Here is a 25621-nt window from a genome sequence, read left to right on the forward strand (position 1 = left end):
CTCAAACTCCGCCCCCTGCCACGGTCACCGGTAGCCCCTCCAGCGAGTCCTGCGGCGCGGTCTTGGTATCACGATGCGTCACCGTGGGCGAAAAACCCGCGTCGCGCAACCGGGCGGCCATCCGTTCGGCGACATGCACCGAGCGGTGACGGCCCCCCGTGCATCCGAACGCTATCGTAACGTACGCCTTTCCCTCGGCCTGGTAACGCGGGAGCAACAAAAGCAGCAGCGACTCGATCTGCTCCATCGATGCCGGATAGGCGGGATCCGCGGCGATATAGGCCGACACATCGGCATCCTTGCCGGTGCCCGGGCGCAGTTCCGGCACCCAGTGCGGGTTTCTGAGGAAGCGCATGTCGAACACCAGGTCCGCGTCGCGCGGCAGGCCGCGGGCGAAGCCGAAGGATAGGACGGAGATCACCGTCTCGCCCAGGCCCTCGCCCGAGAAGGTCCTGCGAATCTGCTGGGCCAGTTCGTTCGCGCTGAGATCGGTGGTGTCGATCAGCCGGTTCGCCCAGCGGCGCAGCGGCGTGAGCAGCTCGCGCTCATGGGCGATGCCGTCCTGCGCCGGGCGGTCCTGCGCCAGCGGATGGCGGCGGCGCGTCTCCGAATAGCGGCGCTCGAGCTCGGCGCCCGCGCATTCGAGGAAGAGCGTGCCGACATCATGGCCATGCTCCTCGCGCAGCTTCTTGATGCGGCGGACGATGCTTTCGGGATCGAAGCCGCGCGTCGTGCTGCCGATGCCGATCGCCAGCGGGCGGTCGTCATCCGCCTCGGCAGGTGCGGTATCGAGCAGGCGGTTGAGCAGCAGCAGCGGGAGATTGTCGACGGTCTCCCAGCCCAGGTCCTCGAGCGTGCGCAGCACCGTCGACTTGCCGGCGCCGGACATGCCGGTGACGAGCAATATCTGTTTCGGCCGCGCCTTGCTCATTTGGCGAGCGCCTTGAGCGCATATTCCACCTTGATCGGCGCGGACGGCTCATTGGGGCCCAGCGCGATCACCGGCACGTCCACCCCGGCGATGCGTCGGGTGCGGCGATCCTCGGGCAGGCGCGGGGAGGCATCCAGCACCACCGCGACCAGCGCGACAGGCGCTTCCTCGAGGTTCGGCATCGCCACCGGGCCGATGCCGCGAATCTCGACCTTGCCGCCCAGGCCCACCGGCACGGTGGCGTAGAGCGCCTTGCCCCGGCGCACACAGACCGTGCGTGGATCGACCACCAGCGTGGCACCGCGATCGAGCAGCCGGAGCAGCAGGTCGACGCGCTGCGCATCCTCGCGCGCCTCGATCAGCACGCCGCGCCCGTCGATCGCCACGCAGGCCGCGAGGATCGATTCAGAAGACAGCTCTGCCATTAATTGCGTCCCGCCAAAGGCAGTCGCACCACGAAACGCGCCCCGCTCAATCGATCCTCCCGCGATTCGACTGAAATGCTCCCCTGGTGGCCCTCGACGATCGTACGGGCGATGGCAAGCCCCAGTCCGGAATGCTGGCCAAAGGCCTCCTGCTGGGGGCGCACCGAGTGGAAGCGGCGGAAGATATTCTCACGCGCTTCCTGGGGCACGCCGGGTCCTTCGTCCTCCACCCGGATAGTCAGGTCTTCCTCGTCGCTCGAGGCGGAGATCGCGATCAGGCCTCCAGTCGGCGAGAAGGAGATCGCATTCTCGATCAGATTCTCGAACACGCGCTCCAGCCGGGCGCCTTCGCCCAAGATGGTAAGCTCGGTCCCCGCCGCGCAATCAAAGGCGATGCGGATGCCGTTCGGGATGCCGCGTGCCTCGCGCTGGTCGAGCAGCGCGCGGATCATCGCCCCGATGTCCACCGGCTCGAAGGTCGCGCGGCTGAGCTGCGCGTCGAGGCGCGAGGCCTCGGAGATATCGGTGATCAGCCGGTCGAGCCGCAGCACGTCGTCGCGGACGATCTCGAGCAGCTGGTCGCGATGTTCCTGCTTCTTCACCGCCGCCAGGCTGTCGACGGCGGAGCGGAGCGAGGCCAGGGGGTTCTTCAGCTCGTGCGTCACGTCCGCCGCAAAGGCTTCGGTCGCGTCGATCCGGGCGCGCAGCGCGCCGGTCATGTCGGAAAGCGCGCGGGCGAGCAGGCCGATCTCGTCGCTGCGGTCGGGCAGGCGCGGGACCACCACTTCGCGCGCGCGCCCCAGCCGCACACGGATCGCGGCACGGGCGAGCAGGCGCAGCGGCCGCACGATCGTCCGCGCCAGGAACAGCGAGAGCAGGATCGAGAATACCGAGACGAACAGCAGCACCATGCCGAGCCGGAAGCGTTCGGCGCGGACGGTCTGGGTGATGTCGCGGGCGTTCACCGTGGTCATCACCACGCCGAGCTCGGTGATCGGCGCGGCGGCGGTGATCACCGGGGTGCGATCGGGCGCGCGCCATACGGTCGCCGGCGTGCCATGGGCGGACATGGCGGTGCGCACGTCCGGCCATTCGAGGCCCTGGTCGACCGGGCGCTCGCGATAGAGCGGGGCGCGGTCCGCACCCGCCACCGTGTCGATCACCGCGTCGAGGATGCGCGCCGCCTCCAGCCCCCAGGGATCCTTGTCCGGATCGCGCAGCACCACGTTGCGCAGGCCCAGCGCCTTGCTGTCGGCAAGCAGCTTGCCCTTCTCGTCGAACAGCCGGATGCGGGTGCCGGTATCGCGGGCGAGGCTGAGCACCAGCAGGTCGCGGCGCTTCTCGTCCTTGGCGGAGGCGAGCGCCTGGGCGATCAGCCGCACCTCGCGCCCGGCCTGCTCAACCCGGCTGTCGACGATGCGGCTGCGGTACGAATCGAGGTAGGAGAAGCCGCCGCCCAGAAGCGCGAGCGCGAAGATGTTCACCGCGAGGATGCGCGGCGTCAGGCTGACGCGATTGGACCATTTGAGCGCGAGGTCGCGCTCGTCCCTATTCGTCCGAGAACCGGTAGCCCGCGCCATAGAGCGTCTCGATAGCATCGAATTCCGAATCGACTTGCCGGAATTTGCGGCGGACGCGCTTGATGTGGCTGTCGATCGTTCGGTCGTCGACATAGATGTCGTCCTGATAGGCGGCATCCATCAGCTGGTTGCGGGTCTTCACGATGCCCGGGCGCTGCGCCAGCGTCTCGAGGATCAGGAACTCGGTGACGGTCAGCGTCACGTTGGTGCCGTTCCAGGTTACGCGGTGGCGCGCCGGGTCCATCGTCAGCCGGCCGCGCTCCAGCGCCTCGGCGGTGACTTCCTCGCCACCCTCCGCGCTCGGCTGCGCGGCTTCGGTGCGGCGCAGGATCGCGCGGATGCGGGCGATCAGCAGGCGCTGGCTGAACGGCTTGGCGATGTAATCGTCCGCGCCCATCGCCAGGCCGAGTGCCTCGTCGAGCTCGTCGTCCTTGCTGGTCAGGAAGATAACCGGAATCGTGCTCTTCTCGCGCAGCTTCCGCAGCAGCTCGAGCCCGTCCATCTTCGGCATCTTGATGTCGAGCACCGCCAGGTCGGGCGGATTGTCGATCAGCGCCTTCAGCGCGCTCTCACCGTCGGAATAGACGCGCGTCAGGAAGCCCTCGGTCTGCAGGGCGATCGAGACGGAAGTGAGGATATTGCGGTCATCATCGACCAGCGCGATCGTAGCGGTCATGCGTTTGCGACACTCGGAACCATTGATTTGACGGCGTAACCGAAACTTCTTCGCCGCTCAATCGGCTGACAACGTTTACTCGGGTTGACCCTAGTTTCGGCAGGGGCTTATGGCCACGCAATAATATTGCACCGGGCGGCAACAGCCTGGGCAGATCACCCACAGGGTGTTTGGAGACGGAGGCAAATTTGACTGAGCGCACGCCGCGCCACGGTCTCGATGCTATGGGCATCGGGACCGGGGCCGATATTTTCTGGAATCTCGAAACCGCCCAGCTGGTCGAGCAGGCCGTGTCCCGCGCCGAAGGCAAGCTGGCCAAGGACGGTCCGCTGGTCGTCACCACCGGCAAGCACACCGGGCGCAGCGCCAAGGACAAGTTCATCGTCCGTGACGCCACCACCGAGGACAGCGTTTGGTGGGGCAAGGTCAACAAGGACATGAGCCCGGCCCATTTCGCGGCGCTCAAGGCCGACTTCCTCGCCGAAGTCGCCAATCGCGATACGCTGTTCGTCCAGGACCTCTATGGCGGCTCGCAGCCCGAGCACCGGGTCAACGTCCGCGTGATCAACGAGTTGGCCTGGCACAATTTGTTCATCCGCACGATGCTGGTCCGTCCCGAGGGCGCCGAGCTGGCCGGGTTCGTGCCCGAATACACGATCATCGACCTGCCGAGCTTCCGCGCCGATCCCGATCGTCACGGCACCCGCAGCGAGACGGTGATCGCGGTCAACTTCACCGAGAAGCTGATCCTGATCGGCGGCACCGCCTATGCCGGCGAGATGAAGAAGAGCGTCTTCGGGCTGCTCAACTATCTGCTGCCGGTCGATGGCATCATGCCGATGCACTGCTCGGCCAATATCGGACCTGAAGGCGACACCGCGGTGTTCTTCGGCCTGTCGGGCACCGGCAAGACCACACTCTCGGCCGATGCGTCGCGCACGCTCATCGGCGATGACGAGCATGGCTGGTCCGACACCGCCGTCTTCAATTTCGAGGGCGGCTGCTACGCCAAGATGATCAATCTCTCGGCCGAGGCCGAGCCGGAGATCTTCGCGACCACCAGGCGCTTCGGCACGGTGCTCGAGAATGTCGTGATGGACGAGGCGAGCCGCACGCTCGACCTGGCGGATAACAGCCTGGCCGAGAACAGCCGCGGCGCCTATCCGATCGACTTCATCCCCAACACCTCCGAGCACAATCTCGGGCCGGTGCCGCGCAACATCATCTTCCTGACCGCGGACGCCTTCGGGGTGATGCCGCCGATCGCGAAGCTGACGCCCGACCAGGCGATGTACCACTTCCTCTCGGGCTATACCGCCAAGGTGGCCGGCACCGAGATCGGCGTGACCGAGCCCGAGGCGACCTTCTCGACCTGCTTCGGCGCTGCCTTCATGCCGCGCCATCCGGCAGTGTACGGCAATCTGCTCAAGGAGCGGATCGCCAAGGGCGGGGTCGATTGCTGGCTGGTCAACACCGGCTGGAGCGGCGGCCGCGCCACCGATCCGGGGATCAAGCGCATGCCGATCAAGGTGACGCGTGCGCTGCTCAACGCCGCGCTCGACGGCAGCCTGGCCCAGGCCGAATTCCGCAAGGACCCGAATTTCGGGTTCATGGTGCCGGTGGCGGTCAACGGGGTGGACAGCGCGATCCTCGATCCACGCGCGACCTGGTCGAACAAGGCCGACTATGACGCCACGGCCGGCCGGCTCGTCGACCAGTTCGTCGAGAACTTCGCCCAGTTCGCGGATCATGTCGATCAAGGGGTGCGCGAAGCGGCACCGCAGGTAACCACAGCATAACTGGCCCGGTCATCGATCGGGCGATAGGAGCCCGATCGATGACCGAGTTCTCGCCAAGACTGTTCGCCACCGACGCCGAGATCATCCATCTCGGCGAAGGACTGCTCGCCTGTTCGCTCGCGAAGGAGGAGTGGACCCATGAGGCGCATCTCGCCGCCTGCCTCTACCTGATCGCCGAGCGCCCAGATGTGGACGTGGATGCCGAGATCGCCGGGCTGATCTCGCGCTTCAACGAAAGCGTGGGCGGGGTGAATGACGACAAGGGCGGCTATCACGACACGATCACCCGGGCTTATGTCGCCGGGGTGCGCCTGTTCCTGGCGCAGACCGGCGAGACCGGGCTGGTCGAGCGGGTCAACGGGCTGCTGCGCTCGCGGGTCGGGCGGCGGGACTGGCCGCTCGGCTTCTACAGCCGCGAGCTGCTTTTCTCCGTCCCGGCGCGCCGCGGCTTCGTTCCGCCGGACCGGGCACCATTGCCGTTGGGCGCGGACGAGTCGGCGTGCTAGATACGATGCCGTTCCAATCACCCATTGGGAGGTAATAGTATGAGCATCCTCGACGGCATCCTCGGCCAGGTCACGCAGAATGTGGACATCGCCAATCTCGCGGCAAAGGTCGGGCTCTCGCCCGAGCATGTCGAGCAGGCGGTGCAGGCGCTCGCCAAGTTCCATCCGATGGACACCGACACCGCCGAAGGCGCCGCCGGCGCCACCGGGCTGCCGGTCGAGAAGCTCCAGGAGATCATCGGCCATATCGGCGGCGAAGGCTCGCTCGGCCATTTCGCCAACCTGCTGAAAGGCGACGGCGAAGGCGTGCTCGGCCAGCTCGGCGGGCTCGCTTCGGGCTTCCTCGGCGGCAAGAGCTGATCCGTAGCAGGGGCTCGCCGTGCGCCGGCGAGCCCCTGCGCTCAGCGCACCGCCGGCAGGATATGCTCCGGCGTGTATTTCTCCTGGGGCACGTACATCACCTTGTCCCCGTAGTTGCCGCCGAAGATCGCGACGACCAGGTCCAGCTTCGGCACCACGATCACCACCTGGCCACCATTGCCCGCCGCATAATAGGCCGGCAGCGTCTGGCCCTGCCAGGGCAGGTCGATCCCCCACCAGAGATAGCCGTAATGCAGCCCGCGCAGCTGACCGCGCGGCGCGGTGGCGCGCTGCACCCAATCGGCACTCAGGATGCGCTTGCCCTGCCAGGTGCCGCCGTTCAGCATCAGCTGGCCGAGCTTCATGAAATCGCGTGGCCGGAACTGCGCGCCGCCGCCCATATAGACCTCGCCCGTCGGCTGCAGGTTGAGCGCATAGGGGCCGAATTGCATCGGCCGCGCGATCAGCCGGTCGAAACTGTCCTCGATCGGCTCGCCGGTCACCTTGGCGAGCACGCCGCCGGCGAGATTGGGGTTGGTGCTGCAATAGACCCGCTCGCCGCCCGGCTGGGCGACCATCGGCAGGTCGAGCGCATAGCGATACCAGTCCGGCTGCGCGTCCTGGCTCTGCATCACATCCTCATTGCCCGGCGCCTTGGGATCGCGGTCGTCGCAGTGGAAGCCCGAGGCCATGCTGAGCAGGTCGCTCAGCGTCATCGCCCGCTTGCGCGGATCGAGATCGGCGGGAAGCGCCTTCTCCAGCGTCGCATAGACCGGCGTCTCCGGCCCGATCCGCGCACCGTCCTGCATCGCCGCGCCGACCAGCACCGAGGTCAGGCTCTTCGCCGCCGAGCGCGTGTCGTGCAGCGCATCGCCATCGGTGCCGTGGAGATATTCCTCGAGCACCAGTCTGCCGTGCCGGGCGACCAGCACCGCATGGATCTCCTGCGAATGGACCGAGGTGATCGGCTCGTCGATCAGCATCTGGACGAAGCGCTCGATCGCCGCCCGGTCGATCTTCTCCGCCGCCAGCGTCGAGACCGGCCAGCCATCGCCCTTCGCCAGCGGCGCGCGCCAGGCATAAGGCGCGGTGAGGCCGGGGCGGGGATAGAAGTCGCTCAGCGCGTCGGCGGGCTCGAAGTCATAGGTGTTGCCGCGCCCGGGGATGACGATCGAGAGCAGCCTGTTCTCCGCATCGAAGCTGCCGGTGGCGATCTCGACTTCCTCGGCCATCCCGCCGGGTGTGCCGAGCAGCCGGACGCGCCCGTCCTTCAGCTCGATATGCTTGAGGTCGACATTGCGCCCGACATTGCGGTCCGGATTGCGCATGAACACGCCGAGCCGCCCGTCGGCCTCGCGATCCACCTTCAGATAGAGCGTGAAGCTGTCGTCGAGCGGCCGCACCTCGCCGCGCCATTGCGACGGGCCGGCCGCCTCCAGCACCACCGGCGTCGAGAAGCGCATGCCGCTGGTCGCCATGCGCGGCTGGACCCAATGGCCGCGGATGCGGGTGCCCTCGATCCGCCCGCGAAAGCTGCCGCGCTCACCGGGCAGGGTGAAGCGCAGCGTGTCGCTCGCCTGCTCGACCACCGCCTCGCGCCCGGCGATCTCGGCCCGCCATTTTGCGCCGTCACGCACCAGGGTGAGCGTGCCGCGCACATCGGGGCCGAAGCGCTTCTTCGCCGCCCACAGGCCGACAAGCTCCGGCTTCGCGTCCTGCGCGGCAAGGGAGGTGGGAAGGGTCATCGCGCAGGCGATAAGGGCGGAGAAAAGGGCTTTACGCATCGAAACGCTTTCATCTGTTGCGTCAGCCGCTCTGCGATGCCGATGCGCCGCCGTCTTGTATCCGCGCAACCTCCCGCCGCCAGCGTGAGGGCGTGGCGCGAAAGGCGTCGCGAAAGGCATGGCTGAGATGCGCCTGGTCGACGAACCCGGTCGCATAGGCGACTTCCGCCAGCGAGGCGGTGCCGTTCCCCAGCATCGCCGCCGCGCGCTCGAGCCGCCGCCCGCGCAGATGCTCGCCCGGGGTGCAGTGGAGATAGCGGCGGAAGACCCGCGCCAGATGCACCGGATGCACGCCCGCCTCGGCGGCGAGGTCGGCGACGCTCAGCTCGGGATCGTCGGCGGTGAAGGTCATCTCGAACACGCGCTTCAGCCAGCTCGGCGGCTTGCTGGCGTTGCGGGCTTCGTCCGAGGAGAGCGGCTGCATCGTGGCGACCAGCTGGTGCGCCCGCCCGTCAAAGGCGAGCGGGGAGGGTGCCGACCGGTCAAACTGCGCCGCCACGGCATGCGCGGTCCAGATCGCATAGGGATCGAGCACGCGCACCGCCGTCCCTTCGCCGCGCTCATAACCACCCGAGATGGCGAGGAAGCTGCCCTGGCCCTCATGGAAACGGTCGCGGTGCGTGGTGCCGGGTGGATTGAACACCAGGAGCGGCGTGCGCGACACCGCCGGTGCGTCCCTGGCAGAGGATTTGTAGCCGCCCGACAGGACGAGCACGAAATGCGCCTCGTCATGCGTGTGCGTCTCGACTTCATGCTCGGGCGCGGTGGCGGCGAGGCGGTGATAGGTGAAGCCGCCGATCGCGCGATAGGCAGGGCCATCGCCCCAGAATTCATGCCGCGCCCGACGCAAAGCCACTGTTGCCGATCCCCGATCCGGTTTCTTGCTGTGTTATCTGGATAACACGCGCCGATCAACCACCAGTGCGATCCCGGCGCCGGCGGCATAGGCCAGGAAGTCGAGCCATTCGAAGCTGCCGCCCAGCACCACGCGGATCACCCGGTTCTGCACCCCGAGCAGGTCGAGCACATGCGCCGCCTGCCCGATCTCGATCGCCGCGCCGATCGCGAAGGCGCTCAGGGCGGCGGGCAGGGACCGGAGCGGCAGCACCGCCCGCAGCCCGCAATAGACCAGGATCACCGCCAGCACGTCGCCCAGATAGGGCCGCACGAAGCGATCGCGCACGAACAGCGCGATTGCCACCTCCACCGCGAACAGCAGGAGCGCGGCGAGCGCATAGCCCCAGCGCCAGGTCAGGCCCAGCGTCAGGCCTTACGCTCCGCGATATGCCGGTCGATCACATGGCCGAGCACGGTCATCGGCACGTTCCCGCCGAGCACCACGGCATCGTTGAAGGCGCGGAAGTCGTAGCGGTCGCCCAGCGCGCCCTTGGCCTTGTCGCGCAGGCGATTGATCTCGCTATGCCCCACCTTGTAGCCGCAGGCCTGGCCCGGCCACGAGCAATAGCGGTCGACTTCGCCCGAGACTTCCTCGACCGAGGAGCCATTGGCGGTGACGAACCACTCGATCGCCTTCTGCCGGCTCCAGCGCTTGGCATGCAGCCCGGTGTCGACGACCAGGCGGCAGGCGCGGAAGCCCAGCGACTGGAGATAGCCGAGCTTCTCCGCCGGGTTCTCGGCATAGACGCCCAGCTCGTCGGCCAGCTGCTCGGCGTAGAGCGCCCAGCCTTCCGAATAGGCGTTGAACGCCAGGATGCTGCGGATCAGCGGCATCCGGTTGGCATATTCGCCCTGCCAGACATGTCCCGGAATGCCCTCATGATAGGCAAGGTCGGGCAGGCTGAACTTCGTGTGCAGCGCGGTAGTGCGCAGGTTGAGCCAGATCTTGCCCGGCACGGTGCCGTCGATCGAGCCCGCGCCGCCATAGGCGCCGGGTGCGCCGGGCTCCTCTTCCAGCGGCAGGCGGCGGACCTCGAGATTGCCCTTCACCAGCGTGTGGAACGCCTGCGGCATCCGCCCGCGAATGTCGTTCACGCGCTCCTGCATGAACTTGATGATCTCGGCACGGCCGGCGTCATTGTCGGGGAAGGTGAAGCGCGAATCCTTGCCCAAAGCTTCCATCCGCGCGCCGACCGAGCCCTGAGAATAGCCTTCTTTCTTCAGGATCGCGTCCATCTCGGACTGGATCCTGGCCAGCTGGTCGAGGCCCATCTGGTGGACTTCGTCGGGCGTCATCGTCGTGGTGGTGCCGGCGCTCAGCGCCCAGGCGTAATAGGCGTCGCCGTCCCTGAACTTCCACACGCCGGCATCGCTGGTCGCGCGCTTGCGATGCTTCTCCAGCTCCGCGATCTGGCGATCCAGGGCCGGGGTGAGCTTGTCCTTGGCGAGCAGCCAGGCGCGCTCGCCGAAATCACCGTCCATCCCCGCGGTGCGGTTCGCCAGCGAGGTGACCACGCCCCAGCCGGCCGGATCGCCGCTGCGCGCCTGCCTGATCTGCTTCAGGCATTTGTCGAGCAGGAAGTCGGGTGCGATCACGCCCTTGCTGGCGGCGATCTTGAGCCGCTCGGTCTCGCCGTCCAGCTGCTCGGCATAGCTCTCCAGCCGGTCGAGATAGCCCTCGGCATCCTCGGGCACGGCGATCTGGTGGTCGCTGTCGAGCATGCGCGGGGTATCGAGGAAGGCGCCGACATTCTGCACCACCACATAGGGCGAGTTGCGCCAGCTGCCGGTCGCGACATCGCCATAGCCGAAGCCGAAACCCTTGAGCGCGTTGGAGAAGCTCGCCTGGATAACGTCGATATTGGTGCGCATCGCCGGGCTCAGCGCGTTCAGGTCGAGCCTGGCGATGTCGGCCAGCGCCTTTTTCAGGTTCGCGGCGATCTTCGCCTGACCCTTCACCGATCGGTCCATCAGCTGGTGCTTGAGGTTGGCGCGCTTGTCCTTGTCTACGCCGAGCGTGGTCGCCGTCTCGGGATAGTCGCGCAGCATCTGCTCGGCGACCCGGTCGAGCAGCGCCTGGGCAGGGGCGTCATTCCCGGCGGCGAATGCGCGGGCCGTGGCGGGCATGCCGGCGAGCGCGAGAGTCGAGCCTGCGCCGAGCAGCAACTGGCGACGAGTGGTATCCATGCAATTTTCCTCGAAACGAAAGTCTTCAGGCCGGCTCGACGTCGAGCGAGCCGTCGCGGGCGCCGGTGATGCGGACATGCGCGCCGGCGGGGGTGTCCGGGCCATTGGCCGGCCATTCGCCGTCGCCCACCTTCACCCGGCCCTGGCCGGCGGTGATCGGCTCGACCACGGTGACGACCTGGCCGACCAGCCGGGCGACGCGGTCGTTGAGCAGCGGGTCGGCGCTCGGCACCGGGTTGCTGCGATACCAGCCGCGCCCGAGCGCCACCGCCGCCGCCGATGCCGCGGCGAACAGGAACACTTCGAACACCAGGTCGAAGCCCGGCACCAGCAATGTGACGATGCCGGTGATCGCGGCGCCGGCGGCGATGAACACCAGGAAGATGCCCGGCGCCAGCAGCTCGGCGATGGCCAGCAGCGCCGCCAGGATCAGCCAGGCGAGGCCGGTGTTCACGGTGAGCAGCTCCTGCAGGTTCATCTCAACCCTCCTTGGGCTCGAACGGACGCGGGCGCGGCGGGGCGGGCGGTGCCGGCGGGCGCGGGGCGCCGCCATTGCCGCCACCGCCACCAGCCAGCGCATCCTTGGCCAGTTCCCCGATCCCGCCCAGCGTGCCGATCAACTGGGTCGCCTCGACCGGGAACAGGATCGTCTTGGCATTGGGGCTGGTCGCGAACTTGCCGACCGCCTCGACATATTTCTGCGCGATGAAATAGTTGAGCGACTGGCTCGATCCCGCCTCGATCGCGTCGGACACCAGCTGGGTCGCCTTGGCTTCCGCCTCGGCCGAGCGCTCGCGTGCCTCGGCGTCGCGGAAGGCGGCTTCGCGCCGGCCCTCGGCCTCGAGGATCTTCGACTGCTTCTCGCCCTCGGCGCGCAGGATCGCGCCGGCGCGGCTGCCCTCGGCCTCGAGGATGTTGGCGCGCTTCTCGCGCTCGGCCTTCATCTGGCGGGCCATGGCGTTGACGATGTCGGCCGGCGGGCGGATGTCCTTGATCTCGACGCGGGTGATCTTCACGCCCCAGGGCGTCGTCGCGTGATCGACTACCGAGAGCAGTCGCGCATTGATCTCGTCGCGCTTCGACAAGGTCTCGTCCAGGTCCATCGCGCCCATCACGGTGCGCAGGTTGGTCGTCACCAGGTTGAGCAGCGCGATGTAGAGGTCGCTCACCTCATAGGCCGCCTTGGCCGCGTCGAGGACCTGGAAGAACACCACGCCGTCGGTGGAGATCATCGCATTGTCCTTGGTGATGATCTCCTGCCCGGGGATGTCGATCACCTGCTCCATCATGTTCACCCGGCGGCCGACCCGGTAGAAGAAGGCGGGGAAGAAGTTGAAGCCCGGCCCGGCGACGCTGGTGAAGCGGCCGAAATGCTCGATCGTGTACTGATAGCCCTGGCGGACGATGGTCACGCTGGAGAAGAGGTAGAGCACGACGACCACGGCGACCGCGCCCAGGAAAACATTGAGTACGAGCATCCGACTCCCCCTTCACGATTTGCCTCTTGCTAGCATAGAGAGGGGGCATGACCACAGCCCGTCTCGCACCGCGCACCGCCCTGTTCCTGCCGGCCTCGAACCCGCGCGCGATCGAGAAGGCGCGGGGGCTCGGCGCCGATCTGGTGATCCTCGACCTCGAGGATGCGGTGAAGCAGGCCGACAAGGTGAGCGCCCGCGTCGCGGCGGTCGAAGCGGTGGGGCAGGGCTTTGCCGCCAGCCTCTCGGCGATCCGGATCAACGCGATCGACACCGCCGAGCATGGCGAGGATGTCGCGGCGATTGCGGGCTCCAGCGCCAACTTCGCGGTGCTGCCCAAGGCGGAAAGTGCCGAAGAGGTCGCGCAGGTCGCCAGGGCGCTCGGCAAGCCGTTGCTGGTGATGATCGAAACCCCGCGCGGCGTGCTGGGTGCCGCCGAGATCGCCGCGGTACCGGGCCTGGCCGGGCTCATCATCGGCACCAACGACCTGGCCGCCTCGCTCCGCCTCCCGCCCTCCAGCGGGCGTGCGCAGATGGGCGTATCCCTGCAAAGCGTCGTCCTCGCCGCCCGCGCCGCCGGCGTCTGGGCGCTCGACGGCGTGTTCAACAAGCTCGACGATCCCCAGGGTCTCGCCGCCGAATGCCGCGAGGGCAGGGCGCTCGGCTATGACGGCAAGTCGCTCATCCACCCGAACCAGATCGCCATCGCCGGCCAGGCATTCGGCCCCAGCGAGGCCGAACTGGCGGAAGCCCGCGCCCTCGTTGCCGCCGCTACGGGCGGGGCCGAGCGCTATGACGGCCGGATGATCGAGGCGATGCACGTCGATCAGGCCCGCGCGCTGCTCGATCGCGCGATGGATTATGCCGGATCGGATGATTTCCTTGCCTAGGTAGGACCACCTAGGCCGGGCAGCGTCTATTATAGCTACATGCCCGGACTGCCCAAGCTTCACAGCGATCTGCTCGCCGCGCTCGACGAGCTCGAACATCTCCTCGCGCAGCCCACGCTGGACCAGCTGCGCCTGTCGCGCGTCCGGCTCTACATCTCCAAGGTGAATGGCGAGCGCCGCACCACGGTCGACCGGCTCTGCGAGGCGCTGGAGCGCGAGGCGACCGGCGTCCATGCCCAGCAGATCGCCGCGCTGCGCCAGTCGAACATCGAGAAGCGCATCGAGTATACCGTGCATGTCGGCAATTGGGGCCTGCGCGAGGTCGCTGCCGACTGGCCGGGCTATTGCCGTGCCTCGGTCGAGCTTTCGCGCAGCATCCGCCAGCAGGTCATGGTCGAGCAGGCGTTGCTTTGCGACCGACAAGATGACGCCGACCCCCTAGCGCTTTCCGACCCTCGCGGTTACATGGGCCGCCAACTTCCGAATCAGGACATTGGCGCACCCCATGGACATCCCCCTCGGCCTCACCTTCGATGACGTTCTCCTCTATCCCGGGGAATCCGAAGTCCTGCCGAGCATGGCCGACACCCGTACGCGGGTAACCCGCGGCCTCTCGCTCAACATCCCGATCCTCTCCTCGGCGATGGACACCGTCACCGAAGCCGACATGGCGATCGTCATGGCGCAGCTCGGCGGCATCGGCGTCCTCCACCGCAATCTCGACATCGAGGAGCAGGTCGAGGCGGTCCGCGCGGTCAAGCGCTTCGAGAGCGGCATGGTCGTCAACCCGATCACCATGGCACCCACCGGCACCCTGGCCGAGGCCCGTGCGCTGATGGCCCAGCACCGGATCAGCGGCATTCCGATCGTCGAGGCGTCGGGCAAGCTCGCCGGCATCCTCACCAACCGTGACGTCCGCTTCGCCGAGCGGCTCGATCAGCCGGTTGCCGAGCTGATGACGCACGATAACCTTGCCACCGTCCGCGTCGGCGTCAGCTCGGAAGAGGCGCGCCGCCTGCTCCATTCGCGCCGCATCGAGAAGCTGCTGGTCGTCGACGATGCCTATCGCTGCGTCGGCCTGATCACGGTGAAGGACATCGAGAAGGCGGTGAACTATCCGTCCGCCACCAAGGACGCTGCCGGCCGCCTCTGCGTCGCCGCCGCCACCACCGTGGGCGACAAGGGCTTTGCCCGCACCGAGGCGCTGGTCGATGCCGAGGTCGACCTGATCGTGATCGACACCGCGCACGGCCACAATGTCGAGGTCAGCCGCGCCGTCGAGCGCGTGAAGAAGCTCTCCAACCGCGTCCAGGTCATCGCCGGCAACATCGCCACCGCCGAAGCCGCCAAGGCGCTGATCGGCGCGGGCGCGGACGGCATCAAGGTCGGCATCGGCCCGGGCTCGATCTGCACCACCCGCGTCGTCGCCGGCGTCGGCGTGCCGCAGCTCACCGCGGTGATGGAAGCCGCCAACGAAGCGTCGAAGCATGACGTGCCGGTGGTCGCCGATGGCGGCATCCGCACCTCGGGCGACGTCGCCAAGGCGATCGCCGCCGGTGCCTCGACCGCGATGATCGGCTCGCTGCTGGCAGGCACCGAGGAAGCCCCGGGCGAGACCTTCCTCTACCAGGGCCGCGCCTACAAGTCGTACCGCGGCATGGGCTCGGTCGGCGCGATGGCGCGCGGCTCGGCCGACCGCTATTTCCAGCAGGACGTCAAGGACCAGCTCAAGCTCGTGCCGGAAGGCATCGAGGGCCAGGTGGCGTTCAAGGGCCCGGCCAAGGACGTGATCCACCAGCTGGTCGGCGGCGTGAAGGCGTCGATGGGCTATGTCGGTGCCGCGACCATCGACGAGTTCCAGAAGAAGGCCCGTTTCGTCCGCATCACCAATGCCGGCCTGCGCGAGAGCCACGTCCACGACGTGACGATCACCCGCGAGGCGCCGAACTACCCGACGCGATAGGCCGTGATACCGCCGGCTGCGTCGCTCCTTCGGGCGGCGCGGCCCGCCGGGCGGTAAAGCTCTGGCAAGATATTTGCTCCATTATGAAGCAATGTCACGGCGTCTCGATATTCTCACCCGGCATCATGATCGACTGATCGAGATCATGGCCACCGCCCGCACCCAGATCACCGACTCCGTGAAGGGTGCCGATCTGGATGCGCTGCGCCATCTCCGCCGTGAGATGGTCGAGGCGCTGGCTGCCTATCAGCGCTTTGTCCATGAAGAGATTTACGAGCCCGCCCAGCAGGGTATCGGCTCGGCGGAAGCGCGTCGCGACGCGCGGGCGCTGAAGATCGACTGCATCCAGCTCCAGCGCGACTATGACGATTTCGGCCTGCGCTGGGCGCGGCGCCACGTCCTCGAGAACTGGCCGGAATACCGCCTGAGCGCCAATCTCATGATGAAGCGGGTCAACGACCACATCCTGCACGTCTGCGAGCTGCGCAAGGGCTGGAGCAGCGGTCAGGCCGCCTGAGAGCGTCGCTTTGCCCCAGCCCCGGGGCGGGACGGTGGGCTGTCTTCTATCCGATTGCGCCGCCTTGGTAATTCGCTACGCTGCGCCCGGTGCCAAGTTTCGTTCGCGCCCGGCTCATGCCAGGCACCGCCATTTTCCCGCCGCTTCCCGATGTAGCGCCCAACCGACCCGCGGGATCCGCCGCCGGCTTCCGGCCCGCCCAGCTATGGGGTGCGATCGGCCTGAGCATGGCGATCTGCGCGGCGCTGATGTGGAAGGCCGGGCTGCGCATCGATCCGCTGCTGCCGTCCAACCTGGCCTATGTCGCGGCGCTGCTGCTGCTCTTCGCCGTCCGGCCCGCTCTGTCCCGCACCAGCCGGCGCTGGGCACCGGGCCTGGCCGATCTCACCGAGAATGTCGGGCTGTTCATGGCGATGGCGCTCACCGGCGCGGTGGCCACCTATCCGCTGGCGGCGCTGTCGCATGGCTATGCCGATGCCCCGCTCCAGCGGATCGACGAGGCGCTGCATTTCCACTGGCTCGCCTGGTACGAGACGGTCGTCGCGCATCCCAGCCTGCAGAAGCTCGGCGTGGCCGCCTATCAGTGCATCTATGTGACCCCGGCCGCGCTGCTCATCGCCTTTGCGATCCGCGGCCAGCGCCGCGAGGCGCACCGCTTCCTCGCCAGCTTCTGGCTGGCCGCGATCCTAACCCTGACCCTGTACCTGTTCATGCCCGCCGTCGGCCCGCTGACCTATCTGTGGAAGGGCCCGATCCCCTATATGCCGACCAGCGCGATCTGGCAGGAACAGCTCATCCCGGCGCTCCGCGCCCACCAGATCGGACAGGTCAATCTCAACGAGCTGCGCGGCCTGGTCTCGGCCCCGAGCTTCCACACCGCGTCCGGCGTCGTCTACATCGCCACCGCCTGGCGTTGCGGCAACCTGCGCTGGCCGCTGACCTTCCTCACCCTGGCGATGCTGCTGGCGACGCCGGTGGAGGGGACGCATTACCTGTCGGACATGATCATCGGGGCAGCCGTGGCGCTGGTGGCGCTGGTGCTGGCGGGGAGGCTTGTGGGGCGGTTCGGGCGCAGCGCGGTGGCGGCCTGAAAGCAGCGACCGGACGCGCCGATCCGTTTCCCGTACCGGCGGGGGCGCCGGCACGGGAACCCGCATCTCAGCGCGCCTTGGCGAGGGCAACCGCATCCGCTCCGGCGGGGAAGTGCAGCGCGCCCGCGATATCGTGCGCCGCGTCCCAGACAGCTTCGGCGACGTCGCTTTCCCGGGTTGTCATCGCCGGCGTTGCCAAGGCTTCGAGGATCGGTCGCGCGAAATCGGCGTATTCGCCAGGGAGCAGATCCTCGACTGGCACAATGGCGTTCGCGCCGAACCGCGTCGTGGGGGCATAGCCCGGCTCGACCAGTTTCACCTGCACGCCGAAATGGCCGAGCTCATGGGCGAGCGAGCCGGTGAACCCCTCGATCGCCTGCTTGGACCCGGTATAGGCCGCGGCCAGCGGAAAAGCGCCGAGCGTCACGGTCGAGGTGACGTTGACGATCATGCCCGATCGGCGTGCGCGCATTTGCGGGATGATCGCATGGCACATGGCCATCACGCCGATCGTGTTGGTCTCGATCAGCTGGCGGATCAGCGACATCGGCATCGCCTCGAAAGCGCCCACGCCGCCCACGCCGGCATTGTTGACCAGCACATCGACTGGCCCCGCCGTCTCGATCAGCGTCGCGATGCTCCGTTCGTCGGTGACGTCCAGCGGCAGCACCCGCAGCCGTTCGGTTGGCGTCGCGAACCGGGCAGCTTCGGGCCGGCGCATCGTCGCTATCACGTTCCAGCCGCGCGAAAGGAAAAGCTCCACTGTCGCCTTTCCATAGCCTGACGAGGTGCCGGTGATGAGGATCGTCTTGGTCATTGCCTGTCTCCCTTGATGTTGATGACCAGGAGATAGACGCGCCGGATGATACGATATATAATTGATGATCCTTATTTGATTATGGATCGTCCAATATGGATCCGCTCAGCGAGATCATTGCCCTGCTCCGGCCGCGTGCCGCCGTCTCCAAGCCGATCTCGGCGCGCGGGCAATGGGGCGTTCGCTATGCCGCGCATGACGCGCCCGGCTTCACCCTCGTTCTCGCCGGTGAGGCCTGGGTCAGGTTCGAGGGCAGCGAACCGATCCGGCTGGCACGGGGCGATTTCCTGCTGTTGCCAACGACCCCGGCCTTCACGCTGGGCAGTGCGCCCGATATCGCCTGCGTCCCAGTCGAGCCGAGTGCCGAGCCCGTCCGGCACGGCGAGCAGGAGGGTGAGCCCGACTTTGTATCGCTTGGTGGAAGCTTCGCGTTCGAGCGCGTCAATGCACCCTTGCTGCTCGCGCTGCTGCCGGGCCGCATCCATATTCCGGCGACGGAGGGCAGGGCGACCCGGTTCGGCCGGCTAATCGAGCTGCTTGCCGAGGAATGTGGGGGCGATCAACCCGGCAAGGAGCTGATCGTCCAGCGCATGCTCGAGGTGCTGCTGGTCGAAGCGCTGCGCTGGCGCGGCATCGGCAGTCAGGCGATGCCTGCGGGGCTGCTCAACGGCATGCGCGATCCGGCGCTGGCTCGCGTGCTCCAGACGATCCACGCCGATGTCCGGGCGGGCTGGACGGTCGCGGAGCTCGCCGGGATCGCCGGCATGTCGCGGTCCGCCTTTTCGGCGCGGTTCGGTGAACGACTGGGCTGCGCACCGATCGAATATCTCGCCCGCTGGCGCATGGCGATTGCCAAGGATGCGCTTAGCCGGGGGGTGAAGTCGCTCGATCGCATCGCCGACGAGATCGGCTATGAATCGGCGAGCGCCTTCAGCACGGCATTCCGCAAGCGCCTTGGTTGCTCGCCCGGCCGGTTTGCGCGGGCGCCCGCCGCTTTGGTCTAGGGGTTGGCCTTAGTCGCCATACCCGATCCGGATCTTGCCCGCCGCCTCCGCCGCCACCCGCCGCGCCGCATCGGTATCCCCGGCAAGCGCCAGCGCCACCCCCATCCGGCGATAGGGCCGCGAATTCGGCTTGCCGAATATCCGCACATCCACTTCGCCGCCCTCGGTTGCCAGCGCCTCGGCAAGCCCTGCATAGGATAAGGTTTCCGAAGCCCGGTCCGCCAGGATCACCGCGCTAGCCGAGGGCCCGCGCAGCGTGATCGCCGGGATCGGCAGGCCCATCACCGCACGCGCGTGCAGGTCGAACTCGCTGAGGTTCTGCGAGATCAGCGTCACCATGCCGGTGTCGTGCGGGCGCGGCGAGAGCTCGGAGAAGATCACCTCCTCGCCCTTCACGAAGAACTCCACCCCGAAGATGCCATAGCCGCCCAGATCGTCGACCACCTTGCGCGCCATCTTCTGCGCGTCGGTAATCGCCTGCGCCGACATCGCGGCGGGCTGCCAGCTTTCCTGATAGTCGCCGCGCTCCTGGCGGTGGCCGATCGGCGGGCAGAACAGCACGCCGTCGCGGGTACGGATCGTCAGCAGGGTGATCTCGTAATCGAAGGCAACGAACTCCTCGACGATCACCCGCTTGCGGTCGCCGCGCATGTTGGCGACCGCATAGTCCCAGGCGGCCTCCAGCGCGCCGGCCTCGCGCACCGTGCTCTGGCCCTTGCCCGAGGACGACATCACCGGCTTGATCACGCAGGGCAGGCCGGTGTGCCCGGCGCCCGCCAGCACTTCCTCAAGGCTCTCGGCATAGCGATAGCGCGACGTGCGCAGGCCCAGCTCGACGGCCGCGACTTCGCGGATGCCGTCGCGGTTCATCGTCATCTGGGTGGCGCGCGCCGACGGGACGATGGTGAAGCCCTCGGCCTCCAGCTCGGCCAACACCTCGGTGCGGATCGCCTCGACCTCGGGGACGACATAGTCCGGCTGGTGCTTCTCCACCGCGGCGCGCAGCAACTCGCCGTCGAGCATCGAGAACACCTCGAAGCCATCGGCGACCTGCATCGCCGGGGCGCCTTCATAGGCGTCGCAGGCGATCACATGCGCGCCCAGCCGCTTGGCGGAGATCACGAACTCGCGGCCGAGTTCGCCCGAGCCGAGGAGCAGGATCTTCGCCGTGAACGCCATGTGCTTGCCTTCCTGATGGGGTTGGCGCGGCTGTGGCGGGATGGCGCCCGCTTGTCCATTCCCCTCACCATATTCCGTCATGCTGAACTTGTTTCAGCATCCAGGGCGCCCCCGGCTTTATCGCTCGTGGAGAGTTGGACCCTGAAACGAGTTCAGGGTGACGATGAGTGAAGATGCTTGAGCCCCGCCCCCGCAATTTCCACTACCAATGTAGGCAATGTTCTGCTTCTGCTCCGGCTATGCCGAGCGCGAATTCCCTGACTCTTGCCCTCCCGCGCACCCGCGTGGAGACTCAAGAGATTCAACATTTTGCTCAACCGGGCGGTTTAACGTCATGAACCCCGCCGCCCGCATCCAGGCCGCCATCGACCTGCTCGACAAGATCACTGCCGCCGCCCGAGACCAGGGTGGATCGGCCGACACGATCATCGCCAAGTGGTTCGCCGAGCGTCGCTATGCCGGTTCCAAGGACCGCCGGGCGATCCGCGAGCTGGTCTATGACGCGATCCGCATGCTCGGCGAGCGCCCGGAAACCGGCCGCGCCGCGATGCTGGCGCTGGTCGGGCGTCGGCCGGAAATGGTCGAATGGTTCGACGGCTCGCCCTATGGCCCCGCGCCGATCGCGCCGGGTGAGCCAATCGCCGAAGCCGGCGTGCTGCCGCGTTGGCTGGCCGAGGCCTTCGCCGCCTCGGGCCTCGACAGCGACGAGCAGGAAGCGCTGCTGGAGCGCGCCCCGCTCGACATCCGGGTCAACACGCTCAAGGCCGATCCCGCGGTCATCCAGGCCGAAATCCCCGGCTCGGTGCCGCTGCCGTGCCTGCCCGCCGGGCTGCGCGCGCCTTCGGATGCGCCGATCGAGCAATTGCCGTCGTACAAGGACGGCAAGCTCGAGGTGCAGGATGCCGGCAGCCAGTTCGTCAGCCTCGCGGCAGGCGTCGAGCGCGGCCAGCATGTCATCGACCTGTGCGCCGGCGGCGGCGGCAAGACGCTGGCGCTGGCGGCGGCGATGGCCAATCAGGGCAGCATCCTGGCCTGCGATATCGATCGCCCCCGGCTCTCCCGGCTGATGCCGCGTGCCGAGCGGGCAGGGGTGGGCATCGTCGAGACCCGCCTGCTCAACCCCAACCAGGAACGCGCGATGCTGGCCGACCAGGCCGGCCGCGCCGATGTCGTGCTGGTCGATGCGCCCTGTTCGGGTACCGGCACCTGGCGCCGCAACCCGGAGGCGCGCTGGCGGCTCAATCCGCAGCGGCTCGACCGTTATGTCGCGACACAGCGCGCGCTGCTCGACATCGCCGCCGATCTCGTCCGCCCCGGCGGGGTGCTGGTGCATGTCGTCTGCTCGCTGCTCGATGCCGAAGGGGCGGGGCAGGCCCAGGCGTTCCTGGAGCGCAATCCCGGCTGGACCGTTGAGCCGCTCGCGCTCGGCGCCGGCACACCGCGTGGCCCGGGCGTGCGCTTCACCCCGCTAAGGGACTCGACCGACGGCTTTTTTGTCGCGAGGATGCGGCGGCCATGATAGCGACCGGCAAGATTTCGGAGAATGTGATGCGTTTCACTGCGATTGGGGCGGCCGGTGCGTTGCTTCTGCTCTCGGTTTCCACGTCGTTGATGGCGCAGCGTGCCGACGACCAGCTCGATCCGCGCTCGGTGGAAATGGTCAAGCAGGGCCGCGCGATGCTCGCCGGCGGCAATGTCCAGGGTGCCGGCGATGTGCTCGAAAGCGCGCTGGCGGTCGATCCGCGCAATCGCGACGCGTATCTCGTCCTCGCCGATATCGCCCGCAAGGTGAACCTGCCCGGCAAGGCGATCCGCCTCTATCGTGAAGCGCTGAGCCTCGAGCCCAACGACACCGCCGCGCTGCGTGGGCAGGGCGAGGCGATGGTTGCCAAGGGCGCGATGGAGCGGGCCAAGGAGAACCTCGCCAAGATCGAGAAGCTCTGCGCCAAGGGCTGCGCCGACGCCGCCCAGCTCTCCGCCGCGATCGCCAAGGGCCCGCCGGTGGTCACCGCCCAGGCCGAACCGGCCCCGGCCCCTGCGGCGTCGCCGACGGCCAAGCCCTGATCGGCTTGTAATGTAGGATTTCGTCTGATTGGAAAGGGCGGTCCGGCGGATGCCGGGCCGCTCTTTGACAATCAGGACAGCGCCGAAAACGGCTTCTTGGCGTGTACTTCGTGTACTTTGGGCCGCTCAGCCCAGCGTTCGGGCAAGTGCGACGAACTCGGCGACGGTCACCGTCTCGGCACGCCGGGCGGAGTCGATGCCCAGGCTTTCCATCGCCTCCAATGCGCCGGGCACGCCTTTCAGGCTCTGGCGCAGCATCTTGCGGCGCTGGCCGAAGGCGGCGGCGGTCAGGTTCTCCAGCGTCTTGAGCCGCACGCCCTCGGGCGCTTCGGCGGGGACGATATGGACGACGGCCGACATCACCTTGGGCGGCGGCGTGAAGGCCGAACGATGGACGTTCATCGCGATCCTGGGCGTGGAGCGCCATTGGGAGAGCACGGCGAGCCGGCCATAATGGTCGGTACCGGCCGCAGCGACGATGCGCTCGGCCACTTCCTTCTGGAACATCAGCGTGAGGCTGGCCCACCACGGCTCCCACTCGGCCGAGAGCCAGCCGACGAGCAGCGCGGTGCCGACATTATAGGGCAGGTTGGCGACGACGTGCGGCTTGCCTTCGAACAGCGCCGGGGCATCGACCTCAAGAGCGTCGCCCTCGATGACGCGGAGCTTGCCGGGGAAGAAGCTGCCGAGCTCCTCCAGCGCCGGAATGCAGCGACGGTCGCGCTCCACCGCGGTGACGCTGGCGCCGCCCTGGAGCAGCGCGCGGGTCAGGCCGCCAGGGCCGGGGCCGACCTCGAACACTTCGGCGCCGTCGAGCTTGCCCGGCACCTTGGCGATGCGAGCGAGCAGCTGGTGGTCGAACAGGAAATTCTGGCCCAGCGCCTTGCTCGCGCTGAGACCATATTTGCTGATGACGTCCCGGAGAGGCGGAAGCTCGGTCACGCCGCCGCGTCTGCCCTGCGCTGGGCGGCGCTGGCGGCCATCTTGATCGCGGCGATCATCGCGCCGGGATTGGCCTCGTCCTTGCCGGCGATGCCGAACGCGGTGCCGTGGTCTGGCGAAGTACGGACGATGGGCAGGCCGAGGGTGATGTTCACGCCTTCGTCGAAATGGAGCGTCTTGATCGGGATCAGCGCCTGGTCATGCGTGGGGCAGAGCGCGGCGTCATAGCCGGCGCGGGCGCGGGGATGGAACATCGCATCGGCGGCGAAGGGGCCGATCGCGTCGATGCCTTCCTCGCGCAGCTGGGCGATGGCGGGCCGGAGGACGTCGATCTCCTCCCGTCCGATCTCGCCGCTCTCGCCGGCATGCGGGTTCAGGCCGGCAAAGGCGAGGCGGGGCCGCTCGATGCCGAAGTTGCGCAGCAGACCGCGCGCCGTGGCGCGGGCCTTGGCCAGTACCAGCTCGATGGTGAGCAGGCCCGGCACGCTGGCGATCGCGACGTGTACGGTGATCGGCACCACGCGCAGCGTCGGGCCGGCAAGCATCATCACCGCATTCTCCGGCGAGATGCCGCAGCGCTCGGCGACGAACTCGGTCTGGCCGGGATGCCGGAAGCCGATCTTGTAGAGCTGGACCTTGGAGACCGGACCGGTGACCACGCCCCCCGCCGCGCCGGCGTTGGACAGGCCGACGGCCAGCTCGAGCGACTGGAGCGCGGCCTTGGCACTGGCCTCGTCGGGGCTCCCGGGCGTCACCGCGCAGGTGTCGCCGACAGGCAATACCGGTAGCGCCTCGGCAAAGGCGGCCGCGGCCTGGTCGGGATTGGTGATCCGGGCGATCGGCCCGTCCCAAACCTTCTCGACGGCGTCGGGACACCCAATGGCGAAGAAGGGCGCGAGCGAATGCAGCTCGCGCGCCTTCCATGCCTTGGCGGTGATTTCCGGGCCGACTCCGGCCGAATCGCCCATCGATATGGCGAGCGGCCGGATCACCTCAGCGATATTCGATCAGCGCGTCGCGGCGGATGTCGCGAAGCATGCGCTGGGCGCGCAGGTTCGTGCGCTGCTCGGCAACCTGGTCCTGGATCTGGTCGCGGGTCGGCAGGCCGGGGGGCGGCGGATCGTCGCGACCGCAGACCACGAGCACGCGGACGCCGTCCTCGATCGTGCCGAAGGGCTGGGTCACCTGGCCGACCTGGAGCGGCAGGATGATCTGCTGCAGCGCGGGCGGCAGGTCGCCGATCACGACGCCGTCCTTCTCCACCACTTCCGCATTCTGCGCGGCGGCGACATTGGCCGCGTCACCGCAGCCCTTGATCGCCTGGGTTGCCTGGGCGAACTGGCCGGCGCGCGCCTGGGCCTGCGCCTCGTTCGTGCCCTTGGGGAAGGTGATGGTGATCTGGCGGAGCGAGAGCTTGGCGCCGCGCGGATCGGCCATGCCGATCTTGCGCTTGTCCGCCAGGTACACGATCGAGAAACCGGTCGACAGCGGGATCGGGCCCGCGACCTGGCCGGCCGACATCTCTTCCACGGCCTTGGCCATCTCGTCGGGCAGGATGCCCGGCGCCAGGCGGACCCAGCCGAGGTCGCCGCCCTGACCCTTGGTCGAGCTCTCCGAATAGGTCTTGGCGAGATAATCGAAGGGCGCGCCCTCCTTCATCTGCTGGATGATGCGCTGCATGCCCGCATAGACTTCCTGCTTACGGTCGTCCGTGGCGTTCATGTAGATTTCGTAGACGTGATATTCTTCGCTGCCCTGCGCGGCCTTGAGGCGGGCGATGATGGCATCGGCCTCCTCGTCGCTCACGTTGATGTCGACCTTGCGGCGCAGCACGCGGCCCCAGGCGACTTCGCCCTCGATCTGCTTGCGGATCGTGCGCTCCGAAGCGCCGGACTGGCGCAGGAAGACCCGGAACTGCTCCGGAGTCATCTTCAGGCGGCGGGCGACGCCGCCGAAGCTCTGGTCGATCTCCTTGGGATCGACATTGATCTCGTTGGCCTTGGCCTCCTGGATCTGCAGCGTCTCGTCGATCAGCTGGCGCAGGATCATCATGCGATACTGATCGCGCTCTTCCGGCTTCAGGTTGAGCTTGTTGAGCGCGATGATCAGGTTGAGCCGCTGGTCCACATCGGTGCCGGTGAGCACCGTGTTGTTCACGATCGCGGTGGGCTTGCGGATGTTGGGATCGGCCTTGCCGAACAGCTTGAGATCGGGCGGAAGATCGAGCTGGGCAGCAAGCGCGGCGGCAGCATCTTCCTGCTGCGCGGGCGTTGCCTGCTGGGTCGGGGCCGGGGCCGACTGCTGCGGGGCCGGAGCGGCCGGCTTCGGCGCGGGAGCGGTCTGTGCCGTCTGCGCCACAACCCCCGGCGCTACGCTGGAGACGACGAGCGCGAGAACGGACAAGCGGCCTGCGCGGATCGCCTTGCTAACACCAATGTTCACGTGATTCCGTACCCTCAAATCTGCCGGAGAGTGGCGCATAATGTTCAATTGTGCCTGAACTTAGGCTTACCGGCGGTTCCCCTCTAGCGGCG

General features: G+C 67.7%; 26 protein-coding genes. 11 read left to right on the forward strand and 15 right to left on the reverse strand.

Going from position 1 to position 25621, the window contains the following annotated elements:
* Position 1: 1 nt before the first annotated feature.
* Genes rapZ through O3305_RS03700 form a run of 4 tightly spaced genes read right to left on the reverse strand, consistent with a single transcriptional unit; the run spans position 2 to position 3612 of the window.
* A complete protein-coding gene (gene rapZ, locus O3305_RS03685) occupies positions 2–931 on the reverse strand; it encodes an RNase adapter RapZ (protein WP_269575197.1) in 930 nt (309 codons plus the stop codon).
* Positions 928–1356 (reverse strand): phosphoenolpyruvate carboxykinase (ATP), encoded by a 429-nt coding sequence (locus tag O3305_RS03690; RefSeq protein WP_269575198.1) that lies wholly within the window; start codon positions 1354–1356, stop codon positions 928–930. Before O3305_RS03690 ends, rapZ begins: the two co-directional genes overlap by 4 nt.
* Positions 1356–2936, reverse strand: coding sequence for a sensor histidine kinase (locus O3305_RS03695; RefSeq protein ID WP_269575199.1), 1581 nt, complete (start codon positions 2934–2936; stop codon positions 1356–1358). The genes O3305_RS03690 and O3305_RS03695 overlap by 1 nt, the downstream gene beginning before the upstream one ends.
* Entirely contained in the window at positions 2905–3612 is a 708-nt protein-coding gene (locus O3305_RS03700) for a response regulator transcription factor (protein ID WP_184166614.1), read from the reverse strand. The genes O3305_RS03695 and O3305_RS03700 overlap by 32 nt, the downstream gene beginning before the upstream one ends.
* A 224-nt stretch (positions 3613–3836) precedes the next feature.
* Here O3305_RS03700 and O3305_RS03705 point away from each other — a divergent pair, with 224 nt between their 5' ends.
* From O3305_RS03705 to O3305_RS03715, 3 genes are read left to right on the forward strand one after another with little or no spacing between them, the layout of a single operon-like run.
* Entirely contained in the window at positions 3837–5411 is a 1575-nt protein-coding gene (locus O3305_RS03705) for a phosphoenolpyruvate carboxykinase (protein WP_269576444.1), read from the forward strand.
* Between the two features lie 38 nt (positions 5412–5449).
* On the forward strand, positions 5450–5917 hold the full coding sequence (locus tag O3305_RS03710; RefSeq protein WP_269575200.1) for a hypothetical protein: 468 nt from the start codon (positions 5450–5452) through the stop codon (positions 5915–5917).
* Positions 5918–5956: 39 nt separating this feature from the next.
* Complete coding sequence (locus tag O3305_RS03715) at positions 5957–6277, forward strand: hypothetical protein (protein WP_184166609.1); 321 nt, start codon at positions 5957–5959, stop codon at positions 6275–6277.
* Between the two features lie 41 nt (positions 6278–6318).
* Here the strand turns inward: O3305_RS03715 and O3305_RS03720 are convergent, their stop codons facing one another.
* The 6 genes from O3305_RS03720 to O3305_RS03745 all read right to left on the reverse strand — a co-directional run bounded on the left by O3305_RS03720 (position 6319) and on the right by O3305_RS03745 (position 12623).
* The gene (locus tag O3305_RS03720) at positions 6319–8022 is read right to left on the reverse strand and encodes a serine hydrolase domain-containing protein (protein WP_269575201.1); all 1704 of its coding nucleotides are present in this window, start codon (positions 8020–8022) and stop codon (positions 6319–6321) included.
* A gap of 61 nt (positions 8023–8083) precedes the next feature.
* Entirely contained in the window at positions 8084–8917 is an 834-nt protein-coding gene (locus tag O3305_RS03725; RefSeq protein ID WP_269575202.1) for a helix-turn-helix transcriptional regulator, read from the reverse strand.
* Positions 8918–8950: 33 nt separating this feature from the next.
* Complete coding sequence (locus O3305_RS03730; protein ID WP_269575203.1) at positions 8951–9268, reverse strand: ribosomal maturation YjgA family protein; 318 nt, start codon at positions 9266–9268, stop codon at positions 8951–8953.
* Between the two features lie 56 nt (positions 9269–9324).
* The gene (locus tag O3305_RS03735) at positions 9325–11145 is read right to left on the reverse strand and encodes a DUF885 domain-containing protein (RefSeq protein ID WP_269575204.1); all 1821 of its coding nucleotides are present in this window, start codon (positions 11143–11145) and stop codon (positions 9325–9327) included.
* Positions 11146–11170: 25 nt separating this feature from the next.
* Positions 11171–11623 carry an NfeD family protein gene (locus O3305_RS03740; protein ID WP_184166595.1) on the reverse strand — a complete coding sequence of 151 codons (453 nt, stop codon included), beginning with the start codon at positions 11621–11623 and terminating at the stop codon, positions 11171–11173.
* A gap of 1 nt (position 11624) precedes the next feature.
* A complete protein-coding gene (locus O3305_RS03745) occupies positions 11625–12623 on the reverse strand; it encodes an SPFH domain-containing protein (protein WP_184166592.1) in 999 nt (332 codons plus the stop codon).
* A gap of 47 nt (positions 12624–12670) precedes the next feature.
* Between O3305_RS03745 and O3305_RS03750 the strand changes: the two genes are divergently transcribed.
* From O3305_RS03750 to O3305_RS03770, 5 genes are all read left to right on the forward strand, one after another.
* Positions 12671–13510: an HpcH/HpaI aldolase/citrate lyase family protein gene (locus O3305_RS03750; RefSeq protein ID WP_184166589.1), complete on the forward strand. Its 840-nt coding sequence runs from the start codon at positions 12671–12673 to the stop codon at positions 13508–13510.
* Between the two features lie 39 nt (positions 13511–13549).
* Positions 13550–14047 carry a hypothetical protein gene (locus O3305_RS03755; protein WP_269575205.1) on the forward strand — a complete coding sequence of 166 codons (498 nt, stop codon included), beginning with the start codon at positions 13550–13552 and terminating at the stop codon, positions 14045–14047.
* Positions 14016–15473: an IMP dehydrogenase gene (guaB, locus tag O3305_RS03760; RefSeq protein WP_269575206.1), complete on the forward strand. Its 1458-nt coding sequence runs from the start codon at positions 14016–14018 to the stop codon at positions 15471–15473. The genes O3305_RS03755 and guaB overlap by 32 nt, the downstream gene beginning before the upstream one ends.
* A 91-nt stretch (positions 15474–15564) precedes the next feature.
* Positions 15565–15990, forward strand: coding sequence for a hypothetical protein (locus O3305_RS03765; RefSeq protein WP_269575207.1), 426 nt, complete (start codon positions 15565–15567; stop codon positions 15988–15990).
* 227 nt (positions 15991–16217) lie between these two features.
* Positions 16218–17081 (forward strand): phosphatase PAP2 family protein, encoded by an 864-nt coding sequence (locus tag O3305_RS03770; RefSeq protein WP_269575208.1) that lies wholly within the window; start codon positions 16218–16220, stop codon positions 17079–17081.
* Between the two features lie 67 nt (positions 17082–17148).
* Here the strand turns inward: O3305_RS03770 and O3305_RS03775 are convergent, their stop codons facing one another.
* A complete protein-coding gene (locus O3305_RS03775; protein ID WP_269575209.1) occupies positions 17149–17898 on the reverse strand; it encodes an SDR family oxidoreductase in 750 nt (249 codons plus the stop codon).
* A 95-nt stretch (positions 17899–17993) separates the two neighbouring features.
* Between O3305_RS03775 and O3305_RS03780 the strand changes: the two genes are divergently transcribed.
* Positions 17994–18902, forward strand: coding sequence for an AraC family transcriptional regulator (locus O3305_RS03780; protein ID WP_269575210.1), 909 nt, complete (start codon positions 17994–17996; stop codon positions 18900–18902).
* 9 nt (positions 18903–18911) lie between these two features.
* Here O3305_RS03780 and purT read toward each other — a convergent pair whose 3' ends face one another.
* Entirely contained in the window at positions 18912–20081 is a 1170-nt protein-coding gene (purT, locus tag O3305_RS03785) for a formate-dependent phosphoribosylglycinamide formyltransferase (protein WP_269575211.1), read from the reverse strand.
* A gap of 334 nt (positions 20082–20415) precedes the next feature.
* Here purT and O3305_RS03790 point away from each other — a divergent pair, with 334 nt between their 5' ends.
* Positions 20416–21600, forward strand: coding sequence for an RsmB/NOP family class I SAM-dependent RNA methyltransferase (locus O3305_RS03790; RefSeq protein ID WP_269575212.1), 1185 nt, complete (start codon positions 20416–20418; stop codon positions 21598–21600).
* 29 nt (positions 21601–21629) lie between these two features.
* A complete protein-coding gene (locus tag O3305_RS03795; RefSeq protein ID WP_269575213.1) occupies positions 21630–22145 on the forward strand; it encodes a tetratricopeptide repeat protein in 516 nt (171 codons plus the stop codon).
* A gap of 126 nt (positions 22146–22271) precedes the next feature.
* Here the strand turns inward: O3305_RS03795 and rsmA are convergent, their stop codons facing one another.
* Genes rsmA through O3305_RS03810 form a run of 3 tightly spaced genes read right to left on the reverse strand, consistent with a single transcriptional unit; the run spans position 22272 to position 25529 of the window.
* Positions 22272–23087, reverse strand: coding sequence for a 16S rRNA (adenine(1518)-N(6)/adenine(1519)-N(6))-dimethyltransferase RsmA (gene rsmA / locus O3305_RS03800; RefSeq protein WP_269575214.1), 816 nt, complete (start codon positions 23085–23087; stop codon positions 22272–22274).
* The gene (gene pdxA / locus O3305_RS03805) at positions 23084–24055 is read right to left on the reverse strand and encodes a 4-hydroxythreonine-4-phosphate dehydrogenase PdxA (protein ID WP_269576445.1); all 972 of its coding nucleotides are present in this window, start codon (positions 24053–24055) and stop codon (positions 23084–23086) included. The genes rsmA and pdxA overlap by 4 nt, the downstream gene beginning before the upstream one ends.
* A gap of 25 nt (positions 24056–24080) precedes the next feature.
* Positions 24081–25529 carry a peptidylprolyl isomerase gene (locus O3305_RS03810; protein WP_269575215.1) on the reverse strand — a complete coding sequence of 483 codons (1449 nt, stop codon included), beginning with the start codon at positions 25527–25529 and terminating at the stop codon, positions 24081–24083.
* Between the last annotated feature and the right edge of the window lie 92 nt (positions 25530–25621).

It is taken from the genome of Sphingomonas sp. NIBR02145 (genome assembly GCF_027359115.1).
Taxonomy (GTDB): domain Bacteria; phylum Pseudomonadota; class Alphaproteobacteria; order Sphingomonadales; family Sphingomonadaceae; genus Sphingomonas; species Sphingomonas kyeonggiensis_A.